This window comes from Limnohabitans sp. DCL3, from assembly GCF_048019295.1.
Classification (GTDB): domain Bacteria; phylum Pseudomonadota; class Gammaproteobacteria; order Burkholderiales; family Burkholderiaceae_C; genus Limnohabitans_A.
In genome coordinates, this window is the sequence record NZ_CP171842.1 from 1,912,517 (window position 1) to 1,923,689 (window position 11,173).

Annotated in this window: 13 protein-coding genes; 8 read left to right on the top strand and 5 right to left on the bottom strand. The window is 46.1% G+C overall.

Going from position 1 to position 11,173, the window contains the following annotated elements:
• The first annotated feature begins 181 nt into the window (after positions 1-181).
• Positions 182-1,363, top strand: coding sequence for a patatin-like phospholipase family protein (locus ACHEXK_RS08670; protein WP_416545279.1), 1,182 nt, complete (start codon positions 182-184; stop codon positions 1,361-1,363).
• A 247-nt stretch (positions 1,364-1,610) separates the two neighbouring features.
• Positions 1,611-1,877, top strand: a complete 267-nt coding sequence (locus ACHEXK_RS08675) for a hypothetical protein (protein WP_416545281.1) — start codon at positions 1,611-1,613, stop codon at positions 1,875-1,877.
• Positions 1,878-2,317: 440 nt separating this feature from the next.
• On the opposite strand, the gene ACHEXK_RS08680 is transcribed toward ACHEXK_RS08675, so the two are convergent.
• Both ACHEXK_RS08680 and ACHEXK_RS08685 read right to left on the bottom strand, forming a co-directional pair.
• Positions 2,318-2,809: a thermonuclease family protein gene (locus tag ACHEXK_RS08680; protein ID WP_416545283.1), complete on the bottom strand. Its 492-nt coding sequence runs from the start codon at positions 2,807-2,809 to the stop codon at positions 2,318-2,320.
• A gap of 437 nt (positions 2,810-3,246) precedes the next feature.
• Positions 3,247-3,744, bottom strand: a complete 498-nt coding sequence (locus tag ACHEXK_RS08685; protein WP_416545285.1) for a hypothetical protein — start codon at positions 3,742-3,744, stop codon at positions 3,247-3,249.
• An 87-nt stretch (positions 3,745-3,831) separates the two neighbouring features.
• Between ACHEXK_RS08685 and ACHEXK_RS08690 the strand changes: the two genes are divergently transcribed.
• From ACHEXK_RS08690 to ACHEXK_RS08705, 4 genes are read left to right on the top strand one after another with little or no spacing between them, the layout of a single operon-like run.
• Positions 3,832-4,515, top strand: a complete 684-nt coding sequence (locus ACHEXK_RS08690) for a YMGG-like glycine zipper-containing protein (RefSeq protein WP_416545287.1) — start codon at positions 3,832-3,834, stop codon at positions 4,513-4,515.
• 5 nt (positions 4,516-4,520) lie between these two features.
• Entirely contained in the window at positions 4,521-6,107 is a 1,587-nt protein-coding gene (locus tag ACHEXK_RS08695; RefSeq protein ID WP_416545289.1) for an OmpA family protein, read from the top strand.
• Positions 6,108-6,117: 10 nt separating this feature from the next.
• Positions 6,118-7,674 carry a hypothetical protein gene (locus ACHEXK_RS08700; protein WP_416545291.1) on the top strand — a complete coding sequence of 519 codons (1,557 nt, stop codon included), beginning with the start codon at positions 6,118-6,120 and terminating at the stop codon, positions 7,672-7,674.
• A gap of 29 nt (positions 7,675-7,703) precedes the next feature.
• Complete coding sequence (locus tag ACHEXK_RS08705) at positions 7,704-8,519, top strand: hypothetical protein (RefSeq protein ID WP_416545293.1); 816 nt, start codon at positions 7,704-7,706, stop codon at positions 8,517-8,519.
• On the opposite strand, the gene ACHEXK_RS08710 is transcribed toward ACHEXK_RS08705, so the two are convergent.
• The 3 genes from ACHEXK_RS08710 to ACHEXK_RS08720 all read right to left on the bottom strand — a co-directional run bounded on the left by ACHEXK_RS08710 (position 8,509) and on the right by ACHEXK_RS08720 (position 10,443).
• Entirely contained in the window at positions 8,509-8,862 is a 354-nt protein-coding gene (locus tag ACHEXK_RS08710) for a hypothetical protein (RefSeq protein WP_416545295.1), read from the bottom strand. The genes ACHEXK_RS08705 and ACHEXK_RS08710 overlap by 11 nt on opposite strands.
• The gene (locus tag ACHEXK_RS08715) at positions 8,855-9,244 is read right to left on the bottom strand and encodes a hypothetical protein (protein ID WP_416545297.1); all 390 of its coding nucleotides are present in this window, start codon (positions 9,242-9,244) and stop codon (positions 8,855-8,857) included. The genes ACHEXK_RS08710 and ACHEXK_RS08715 overlap by 8 nt, the downstream gene beginning before the upstream one ends.
• Positions 9,245-9,876: 632 nt before the next feature.
• Positions 9,877-10,443 (bottom strand): hypothetical protein, encoded by a 567-nt coding sequence (locus tag ACHEXK_RS08720; RefSeq protein WP_416545299.1) that lies wholly within the window; start codon positions 10,441-10,443, stop codon positions 9,877-9,879.
• 85 nt (positions 10,444-10,528) lie between these two features.
• Between ACHEXK_RS08720 and ACHEXK_RS08725 the strand changes: the two genes are divergently transcribed.
• Entirely contained in the window at positions 10,529-10,927 is a 399-nt protein-coding gene (locus tag ACHEXK_RS08725) for a helix-turn-helix domain-containing protein (protein WP_416545301.1), read from the top strand.
• Positions 10,914-11,159, top strand: coding sequence for a VIT domain-containing protein (locus tag ACHEXK_RS08730; RefSeq protein ID WP_416545303.1), 246 nt, complete (start codon positions 10,914-10,916; stop codon positions 11,157-11,159). Before ACHEXK_RS08725 ends, ACHEXK_RS08730 begins: the two co-directional genes overlap by 14 nt.
• Positions 11,160-11,173 lie beyond the last annotated feature (14 nt).

Below are 11,173 nucleotides of genomic sequence, written 5' to 3' on the forward strand. Positions count from 1 at the left end.
AAAAGAGGTTGGAAGTTCGCAGATGTAGAAATCTATCACTTGTCAGATCTGCAAGTCATTTTATCAACTGATGCCCAAAACATCTGCATTTAAATTGTATTTATTTGGATTAACAAAATTTGGCGTGAAACAGGTGTATTCCCCATTTTGAAATCATCCATACAGCCATACGATCCAGACCATGCCTCAAACAACCGGTCTGATTCTCTCGGGTGGTGGCGCACGCGCTGCCTACCAAGTCGGCGTATTGGCTGCCATTGCACGCATGCGACGAGAAGCCAGTGCCGATCAAGGCAACCCCTTTCCGGTGATCTCTGGCACCTCAGCAGGCGCCATCAATGCCGCCTTTTTGGCCAGCAACGCGGACCGGTTTGACTGCGCCATCGAGGAATTGGTGGATGTCTGGCAACATTTTCAGGTGGAACAGGTCTACCGATCAGACGTTCTGGGCATGATCCGGTCGGGTGCACGCTGGATTTCTTTGCTCTCCCTGGGTTGGCTCATTGCACAAAAGCGCCTGCGCCCCAAATCACTGCTGAACAACGATCCCCTGAGTGACTTGTTGACCCATCGCATCGCTCTGGAGCGCTTACCAGCCTTGATGGCACAAGGCCATTTGCGCGCTTTGGCCATCACAGCCTCCAGCTACAGCACGGGCGAGCACGTTACTTTTTATGACAGCCTGCATGCGGTCACCCCTTGGGTGCGCAATCAAAGGCTGGCGCAGCACGGCCCGTTGTCTCACGCACATCTCCTCGCCAGCTCCGCCATTCCCTTTATTTTTCCAGCCATGCGCCTAGAGGGCCCTCAAGGAAGCGCCTATTTTGGCGATGGCTCCATGCGACAAACCGCGCCCATTTCACCCGCCATCCATTTGGGCGCCAGCAAAATATTGGTCGTGGGCGCAGGCCGCATGCTGGAGCCCCACCAAAAAGACACAGGGGAACCCAGCTACCCTACGCTGGCGCACATTGCAGGTCATGCCTTGTCCAGCATTTTCTTGGACTCATTGGCGGTGGACGTTGAGCGCATGCAGCGCATCAACCAAACCTTGGCGCTGATCCCAGAGGACAAACGACAGTCAACCCATTTGCGCCCCGTGCAACTGCTCCTGATTGCCCCGTCGCAGCGCCTCGATGCGATCGCCGCCAAGCACGCAGAGGCCCTGCCCGCGACCGTCAAAAGTCTGCTGCGAACGTTGGGTGCCAGCCTGAACACACTGCAAGGCCAGGGCAATGCCTTGGTGAGTTATTTGTTATTTGAAGCGGCCTACACGCAGGAGCTCATTGCCTTGGGACAAGCGGATGCCATGGCGCAGCGTGATGGCATTCACCAATTTTTTGGGTGGGGTGCCCAGCACTGAACAAGGGCCATGACAGACTTTGTCCATGGCTGCTGGCTGACGCCCTCAGTAACGACGCCGACTCACTGGCAGGTCGTATTTCCGACATCTTCAAAGCACTTCAGCGCATTTGGACTGTGCATCCTTGGGCAGATGCGCTGAACTTCCAGCTCAACACACAGAACATTCAAATCCTGAAGTTTTTTCACTATTGCCAAAAATTGTCATTTTTGTTAATTTATAGTTTTGTTTTCACCGTGGACCACACATGCGCAATTTGACCGCCCTCTTTTCGATTGCCCTCATCACGATGAGCTCATCCGCTATGGCCTCTACCTGTGATGCGCAAGCAGCAGAGAAAAAACTGGCGGGTGCTGCCAAAAAAAGTTTTGTCACCAAATGTGAAAAAGATGCAGCAGCCAACCTGACCACAGCGACCACAAGCTGTGAAGCAAAAGCCCAAGAGAAAAAACTGGCAGGTGCTGCCAAAAACAGCTTCACCAAAAAATGCATCAAGGATGCAACTGGTGGCTGATTGCGTCCATGCGATGGGCAACAAAAACCCAAAGAAAAACCCCGCAAGACGTAGGTCTTGCGGGGTTTTTTGATGCGGTTATTTGGTGGGCGATGCAAGTTTCGAACTTGCGACCCCTGCAGTGTGAAAACGCCAACATTTCACCTTTTTCCCCTTAAAAAACAACCACTTAGCTGTTTTCGACCGGATCAAAGTAGTATATTCATGTAATTATAAAGTAAAATTTTTATTTTCACTTTGTGACTCCGACTGTAAACCAGTGTCATTTCTTTTTACGGTGCTGCTTTTTTAAGCACCCATCACATGTTCATTGTGGCCCAAGAACGGGTCAATGTATATAAAGTTTTCGGGGCGAACGGCCAAAGTGTATGGAGTTTTGCGACGCAGATTGGCAATATGCATAAGATTTGCAGACCACCACTACCCTACTCCAATGCCTGCTATTTTTTCTGCCTAAAAATTGCAGGCTCAATTGGAAAGGGATCGCGCCAAAGACCCATTTTTTTGTCTCGTGCAATGTTCTCAAACTCAGAATAAGTAACTCTATCTTCTTCCGATTGCTCGTTTTGATATTGCTTGTAATGCCAAGCCATGCCGCGTTTGATTTGCTCCAAATTGATGTCCACGCCACCCAACAAGATCTTTCCAACGGTTCGACCGTAACGATCTTGCTTGCTCCATTGCACATCAACATTTTTTCCGAAGACAAGATCAGCCAAGGACTCTTTGGCCTTTTGACCGTAGGCTTGGGACTTTTCAGGAGCGTCAATTCCGGCCAGTCTGATCTTGAACTGAGTTTTTTTGGCGTCAATGACAGTGACTGAGTCACCATCGGACACGCCCACCACCCGTCCATGGATGATGTTGGCAGAGGCCATGTTGCCTAGGAAAAAGGCTGCAAGGATTGATAAAATTGACAGCAATCGAATCACACGTCGATTTTGTCAGTTTTCGCTCAAAAAGGTTGGCACGTGATCATCTCGCGACCAGCAACACATTTAGGTCGTGGCTCTACTACTCAAAACAATCGAATCATTTCTCCAATAGCATGTTCAGAATGAGTTCATGAGCACCGACCAAGAAACTAAGTTCGCCGAGGATGGCCTGCTCTACAAGCGTAAAGAAGCGGCTCACCGTTTCAAAATATAGGCAGCATGGCCACCATCAGTTGCTACAAATGCGGCTTGCACAAGCCACGGGCACTTGGCATGTTTAAGAAGTTGATCAATCAACGCATGTTCATGTGCGGCGACTGCATGCCGTCCAAGTCTGCATAAGGCAGTGCTCCTTTGCAGCAGGCATCCGCGCGGCACTCAAAAAAGTCCTACAGCGCGTTTTTTCTTGGGTTCGCTGGGCTTGATAGCAGGACTTATGTCGAACTCGCCCGTAATGCGCCACTGACCCAAATGAAAATTTCGAATGACTTTTGTGACGGGCAGCAGCGAGGGTCCTCGGCACCATAAACCAAGGTTTGCGCAACGATGCGGGGAACACTTACCGTGATTTTTTCAAGAATGCCTTGAATTGGTTGTGAGTCCACCATTCTGAAAAGACTTCCAGTCTTTCGAAAAACTCCGATCGACACGCCCCAGTTGTTCCCCCCTCCGCAGCCTTCCGTTATGAATGGCGCGATGATCTCTAGATATCCATCGCCATCGATATCAACCTTGACCCAATCTTTTGGAGCCACTGTCCGAACATCACATTTCTCCTTTAACAATGCTCGACCTCGAATTGAGGCTTTGAGTGCATCGTCGAGCACTAGGTTGGTCTGCGAGTGTGCCGGTGTAGCGAGTAGGAAAAGAAGCACCCAAGCTAGTGATGCTGCAAAGAGTAACTTTATATAAGATGAAGTAAAAAAAACCATTACGCCCTCCTCGATTTAATGATCCGATTTGTTTGCCCTTAATGTAAATATAGATGCTATCATTATTGAAACTTTGAGGAGCTTTTTTTGAAATCAAAAGTAGTAATATTTGCCGTCTTGGGTGCATTGCTAAGCGGAGCAAATGCGCAACAAACCACCAACCAAGTTCTGCAAGAATGCATGAACAAAGTTACAGCTCAAAGTGCAGCTACGGGGGCATTAATAGGTGGTCTTCTTGGTGCAATCCTAGGCAAGGATGGTCAGAAAAACCAAGGTGCGGCGATTGGCGCAGGTTTAGGTGCTGCAGCAGGCGGTGTTGCCGGTTGGCAGACTTCATGGAAAACCTGCACTGAGCGGCTCAACGTAGTGACGACTCGTAATGCTCAAACAAAAAACTATCAAGAAACTGCTGACAAATACGGCTACAACGGCCAGGGTGTCTTGTTCAAACTTGAAGGGTTGGGAATTTCTGACCAAGTCAAGGCTGGAACCGACATGAATTCAAGCTTCCGTCTAGCTGTTCTTACCCCTGATCCAACAGCTACCCCTCAAGTTCAAGTGAGTCGCGCCTGGAAGTGCGGAAACACGGAATTCAACGTAAAGCCTGAAGTTTTCAGTGTACGGCCAGGCACGGTGGAACAATATGGCCGTGTTGCCATTCCCTCAGCTGATGCCAGCATAGGCCCTCAGCAATGTGAAATGCTTATCAGTTTGCAATCAGAAGGGCAGGTCCAACAAGCCAAAAAACCCTTTGTCATCCTCCCTAACTGATCGCCATGAGTATTCTCAATAGGCTATTGCTTCTTTCCATTGCGGCAACATTGACGGGGTGTGCTGTTACAAGTCATCCGCAATATGAGAAGACTTATTTCAAAGCGAATGTAAGTGATGCTCAAGTTCAAGAGGTCATCAAGCAATTCAAGAGTTCAGGACTCGGCTCCGCCGATGTTGCAAAGGACACTATTGGTAGGTTGATGCTGACAGGTGAGTACAAAAATGAAAATGAAGTAGAGCAGGCCTTAGCGATCTTGGAAAAGGCAGTTGGGGTTGGCAACTACGCGACTGTTCGGCCTCAAAAGATCAAAGTGCTGCGATGGGAAATTGAGGCTGGCAAAGAATTTGAGAAGTACATAAAGGCACTGGGAGCCAAGTACAAGATGGCTGTCTCTGTTGAATCTGATGGTTCAGACAAGCAGATCAATGTCACTAACATAGGCCTCGACGGTGCAGAGCAGTTTGCATTCGGCGCAGACGAACCTACAGCCAAAGCACAAGAGTTCTACAAGCAGCTGGCTGCTGAGTGGAAAGCGAGCACCAAGTACCTATCCGGTAGCAAGAAGATTCTGATCGTGGGTCACACCGATGATGTTGGAGACACGCGTTACAACATGAATTTATCAGAGCGGCGTGCTCGTGCGATTGGTAAGATTTTTGCCAACGCAGGTTTCCCTTCCACAAATCTGTATTACCAAGGCGCGGGAGAAGTGCTGCCCATTGCCTCCAACGAAACCTCTGACGGTCGAGCTAAGAACAGGCGAGTTGAAATTGCTGAATTGAGCGATGCGGAGGCACTCCGACTATACGAAACGAGCCGCCGTGCTCCCGTAGCCTTGTATCGCTACGAGGGCAAGAGGACAGCTCAGACTTCTTCCAACTCGGTAGTTAAATCAACTCCTCATGCTAAAAGTACCAGCAAGATTGAGTCCAAAGAAAACTCGAGTAATCCGAGTTCTATTCCAGTAGCACCCGTGGCAATAGAAAATGTACCGCCTCGCGCATACACAAGTATTGATTTCGGTGGAGTTCCTTACACCCCACAGAGGGCAACATTGAACATAGCCAAAGATGACAACAAAAAAAGCGCATTCAGTTTCTTTTCACATGCGCACGCCCACGATATAAATTCGCTCAGTGATTGCACTAAAGATCGACCAAGAAGCATTGGTGCAATAAAAATGCTGGATACTGGTGTTCCTCAAAACCGTCGTCCTACCGACTATGTACAAGGAATAGATGGGAGAACGTGGTATGGGACTACAAATAACAACGCTATTGTTTTGGATTACGTGTATGTTTTGAGAGAGAATGGCGAAAGTCCTGTCCCGCCGAAAATGAAGGCTTATGAGAAATACAATAACAATCCGAACCAAAAGCCAACAATTGAAACAGTTCCATCAGTTAATAGTTATTTAGTTGGAAATGGTGTGCTCTACAGAGTATTTCCACCAGAATCAACTGGTTTAAAGTGTATGGACATTTTATTGCCCGTCAAGGGACAGGGCCGTTCAGATCAAGGACTGATCGTTTATAACCGAAAATCGGGAACATATGTTGCTGATTACAAACCACAAGCGTCTTACTGAGGATATATAAATGAAAGAATTTTTCCAAGATATGTCGATGATGGCGTGGAGTCTTGTCCTGGTAATGATAGCCTTGACGATAATTGCAGCCAAATGGGAACAGGTGAAATGGTGGTGGCTGAACACATGGTACGGCTTTCCATTTATTGGAAAAATTGCCTCTCTTTCCAGGAATACACGTAAAGATGATACGTATCCAACTTGGTTTCTTTCTGAGAAAAAGCTCTGCCAAGATTACAAAAAATTCCAGCCACTTCAATCCGAGCATGATTTCAATGAGAAAGTGACTTATCTGACGCTGGCAGGTGATGACGGTAGAACACCGATGCCACTGTTTATTTGGGTATTGACAATTGCATTGGTGATCGTTGAGGCACTTGGATTTTCATATGTTTTGGCGGGGTACACATTGCCAGGCGCAAGTGAGAATAACCAAGAACTAGCAGCGTTAGGTATTGCTTTCCTAATCTCTGTGATTCTAGTTGTATTGACACATGCTGCAGGTCGAGAATTATACAAATCGGTGAAAATTCGAACAGCTCGTCGACAGTGGAACCATTGGAACGAAAGTAAAGAGAGGCATCTGAACAATACATTCGGTACGCAACCGGTGAACCTTTCGATGCCGCAGTCTATTGATGCCAAAGAGCCGCATTTTACGCGACTTGCCAATAGGGTAGGAACTGATCAAGTCAATGTTATGGGCATTGTCGCAATCATCTTTGTTTTGATTGTTGCTATAGGTGCGACTTATGTACGTGGACAGGTATTGGAAAAACAGCTTGCTCAAGAAATAACTGGGCAATCTAACAGCCAAGGCTTCACAATTAAACTTAATCAGGATGGATTGAATTTCTCTAGTGATTCTGGGAAGCAGTTTGTTTTACCTGCAGGCAGTCAAGATGCAAATAGAAAAGTGGAGCAGGCAAACCAAGAGTACCAAAAAACTATAGACCGCCAAGGTGGGTGGGGTACATTTATAGTTTTGGCATTTGTTTTTGTTTTTCTACAAATTATCGGTGCGTATTTTGGTTATCAATGGGGCTTCGCAGGTCGACAAAGTCAAAAGGCTTACGATGGTACAGGCGGCTTCGCCCGATACGAAGACGTCTATCAGAAATATGAAGAAATTTCTGATGTGGCGCAGTCGAAATTGGCTGATCTTCAAGAAAAAATTTCATATAAAAATTCAACTTCTGGCAATGCTTGGGTCAAATCTAAATTGACCTATAAAGAGTTTCTTCGTGTATCACGTGAAGAGGCTGCAAAGTCTAGGGTGGAAGCTGACCAAGTCTCTGATGCATTAAGAACAAGAGAGAGAGAGCGTCATGGGACACGTCAACTAGAAGATCTTGAAAAGTTGGTTCCCAAGGCGATTGAAAATGAATTTGAATTGATTCTGGTTGAAATTGATGCTTTATCCGACAAAGATTCGAAGAAGAATTTCATCGCCAGTTTGAATGACCCAATCCGAACTAAGGTGATTGATCATTTCAAAAACCGGAAGGAAGAAGAGAAGGCAAGAATTGCGAAGCAACAAAATGAAGATTTGGACAATCTTTTTTGAAATTCTTGAATAATATGTTGAAGAAATTTTTGACTGCTGCTGCTTGTTTCATAAGTGGAGCGTGCTGGGCTCAAGCCAATGCACTTCCCTCATGCTATAACTCCAAAATAATTGAATCCACCAAAATTTCAACTACAGAATTGTTTATCTTTATCGATCAAACGACCATGCTGGATAATCAGCTTAAGCAGCAGTTGGCAGACCAGGTCCGTCCATTTTTAATACATGGTAATTCTGTAAGTGTTACAGTATTTTCTTCGTTCAATCAGGGAAAATACACACGTGTTGTTGCCAATGGAAGAATCGAACACAAATTGCCTGAGGCAGTCAGAGCCGATATTTCTAAGCCGTTATTAGCTAAATTTGATGAGTGCCTGAACTCGCAGCCGATGTATGCAAATCAACTGATTGGAGCTGCTCTGCGTTATGCTTTTGAAGGTACAAGTAGTGAGCTTGCAAAGTCAGACATCTTTTCAAGTTTGAAAGAGATCTCGGGTATGGTGAGATCTTCCGGAGCTAAAAATAAGGTTGTGTTGTTGTCTTCGGACATGCTAGAAAATTCTTCGATTTCAAGTTTTTATCAGAATCAATCTGTACGGTTGATTGATCCTGAAAAGGAATTAAATCTTGTAGTTAAACATGACCTGTTTGCAGATTTTTCAGATGCTAGAGTGTATGTATTAGGAACAGGTCTGATTCCTGAAAACACCAAGGTAAACAAAAATCAATACAGAGATCCCAAAACCTTGGCGGCATTATCTGCATTTTGGTCTCAATACTTTTCAAAATCAAATGGCAAATTGATGGAATTAGGTAAACCTGCTTTGCTTAATCCTATTCGGTAGCTTTGATTTTTATGATATTACGGCCAGTGACCATGCCACTGGCATTGATGCCAAGAGTATGGACATTTGATTTTGAGTCTTGAAAAAAGAGGATGAATTCTTGATCGTTGCTACTTGTCTTAGGAACAGTTGCGACACTGACCATCCGCCAATCTTTAGGAATCTGTAAGTCATCTGTTTTTTGAACCTTACGAATAGTATTATTCGCCTGAATCGATGTTTGGTTTATTAGTCTAGATGTTTCAGGTACGTAAGATGAAGTTTGCTCTAGAGGTTGTGCAGCGCAAGGGACAATTGAGCAAAAATAAAAACTAGTGAAGGCGAATGTAAATATTTTATTCATCTGCTATTATCCAGCTTTTTGAGGTTTTTAAAAATTTAGAGCGTGTAATGGTTCTTTTTTTCCCTTTTGCGCCGAACATTTCTGCCAAACTGCCATCAGCCACATTAATAGTGTATTCCAAAACATATTCACAGATATAAGAATTCTTCGCATTTGAAATACAATTTATTTTCTCAATATTTTCGAGCTTAATATCCTTGACGCCAGTTGACGAAAGTAGAGCCTCTCCAATCTTGCTGGACAATATTGAGTTAGTCTCTTGACTGTAGCTGTCTTGAATGGCTTTTTTGATATCTCTTTCAGATGGCTCACCACTGCAGGCAACTATAAATGGAATTGCTACTAGAGTCATGGCTATTTTATAAGATTCAATTATATTCATTATGTCAATATTCTTTCTTTTATTCGATGGTATTTAGAAATGCATTGCGGGTACAAGATTGGCTAGACCACCTTGCAGAGCATGAGGAATTCAATCAGCAAATACTGTTCAGTGTTCTTGGCTAGACTGAAATTTATCCTTCAATATTCTTGTATCAATTCATTGTGTATAAATTATTAACTATGTCGATCAGGGAAAGCCCGTATAGGTCAATTAAATAAAAATTATGCATTAATCGGACTAGCTAGTTTTAGAGGCGAAGGCTGGCTCTTTACTGTCTCCATGGTCTTGACTGGTCTTGTATCCGTGGTGCGTATTCTGACTAGGGACAAGACGGTGGGTGTGCGCAATCAGTGGCCTTACATCTCATCGACAATACGCTGAAGTCCCTGGACAAGCCCGAGCTGTCAAGCCAAAACGGTCTGGGCATTGCGGGCCATGGGTTTGTGCCGGACTGGGTCATCTTTGTGGCATTCCCCCGGCACAGTAAACATTTTTCAATGGGCGGTGGACTCCTCCGGGTGATCAACTCATCACCCTTTTGCCATGGCGATGGAAAATTCAGTTTTGTTCATCGGACCAGATGAGTATCGAACTTTTCCGATGAGCTTTTAACTCTTTTGAACTGGCAGTCATCCAACTAGCCATTGGTTTAGAAGCGGACCAACATAGTCTTTGCCCAAGTCATGATCACCTCCTGGAACCACGATGACTGTGATTCCAGTGAGCAGTCCCAAAGCCTGCACGTTGGCCGGAATGCTTTGCCAATCATCTTCCCCTACATGCATCTCGCATTGGCGCGGCACCTTGAAATGCCCTGCTTCAGCCAAATCCTTGAGTCTTGTTGGCCTTGGTGGAGAAAAACTGGTGCGGGCCTGAGCATTTGTGAACTCCCCCACGATGGGTGACAACAGCAGCACTCGACCCGGAAAGGATGGAAGCTGAGTTTGTGCGTGCAAGAAAAGATACGCACCAAAGGAGTTACAGATAACTCGGGCATCGGCATGCCAAAAGTGATCTTTGAGGTCTTGACCCACCGTCGCGATTTGTTCATCAAAAGGCAATGAACGAAAGTCGCCTCGCGTCTCACGTCCGGCGACATCAAAGCCGCGATCCATTAATGCTCTGCCCAGCCCTGTACCCAGTTGACCGCCATAGCCAGGCAGGTAGTAGATGGTTTTTGTATTTGGATTTGCCACGGTTTGATTGTGGCTCAGGTACGGACAATCTTGGCGTTTTTTATATGACAGTTCTATTTGACAGTTTTACTGTATGATAGAAAACATGGACACCACTTTCACCCTGAACCAACTCAGCGCGCTGACCGATTTGCCGCTGAGAACGATCCGCTATTACATCCAACTCGGCTTGGTTGACCGACATGAAGGCGATCGAAAACATGCGCGGTACACCCAAAAGCACCTGGACCAAGTGCTGCAGGTTCGCGCCATGGCCGATCAGGGAACGCCGCTGGAACGCATCAAACAACTGATCAACGGAATCACCACGCCCCCGCCCCTTCCAAAGGCTGCGGGTGACATCTCTGTCATCAGCAAAGTGTTCATCGCCCCCGGCGTTGAACTGCACTTAGAACCGCAAATCGCGGGTCTCTCGCCTGAAAAACTCCGTCTATTTATCCGTTCCGTCCTCACCACCTGGGAAGAAATCAATGCAAGCGAATAAAAAACAAATTGGACTGCACGCCCAGGACATGGAAGCCAACATTGGGTTGGTGTCGGCCCATGTGACTGGACGTCTCAATGGCTTGGTGGCACAGATCAAGATTCGGCAGGTTTACAAGAACTGGTCAGATGACAACGTCGAATGCGTCTACACCTTCCCTCTGGGATGGCAAAGCGTCCTTTTGGGCATGCGAGTGGAACTGAACGGCAAAAGCATGACCGGTACCTGTTGATTGGCTTTGAAAAC

Excerpts from the sequence above, each read along its gene's own strand:
- ACHEXK_RS08685 (WP_416545285.1), bottom strand. The coding sequence starts at position 3,744 with ATGGTTTTTTTTACTTCATCTTATATAAAGTTACTCTTTGCAGCATCA.
- ACHEXK_RS08695 (WP_416545289.1), top strand. The coding sequence starts at position 4,521 with ATGAGTATTCTCAATAGGCTATTGCTTCTTTCCATTGCGGCAACATTG.
- ACHEXK_RS08700 (WP_416545291.1), top strand. The coding sequence starts at position 6,118 with ATGAAAGAATTTTTCCAAGATATGTCGATGATGGCGTGGAGTCTTGTC.
- ACHEXK_RS08675 (WP_416545281.1), top strand. The coding sequence starts at position 1,611 with ATGCGCAATTTGACCGCCCTCTTTTCGATTGCCCTCATCACGATGAGC.
- ACHEXK_RS08715 (WP_416545297.1), bottom strand. The coding sequence starts at position 9,244 with ATGAATATAATTGAATCTTATAAAATAGCCATGACTCTAGTAGCAATT.
- ACHEXK_RS08730 (WP_416545303.1), top strand. The coding sequence starts at position 10,914 with ATGCAAGCGAATAAAAAACAAATTGGACTGCACGCCCAGGACATGGAA.
- ACHEXK_RS08710 (WP_416545295.1), bottom strand. The coding sequence starts at position 8,862 with ATGAATAAAATATTTACATTCGCCTTCACTAGTTTTTATTTTTGCTCA.
- ACHEXK_RS08725 (WP_416545301.1), top strand. The coding sequence starts at position 10,529 with ATGGACACCACTTTCACCCTGAACCAACTCAGCGCGCTGACCGATTTG.
- ACHEXK_RS08670 (WP_416545279.1), top strand. The coding sequence starts at position 182 with ATGCCTCAAACAACCGGTCTGATTCTCTCGGGTGGTGGCGCACGCGCT.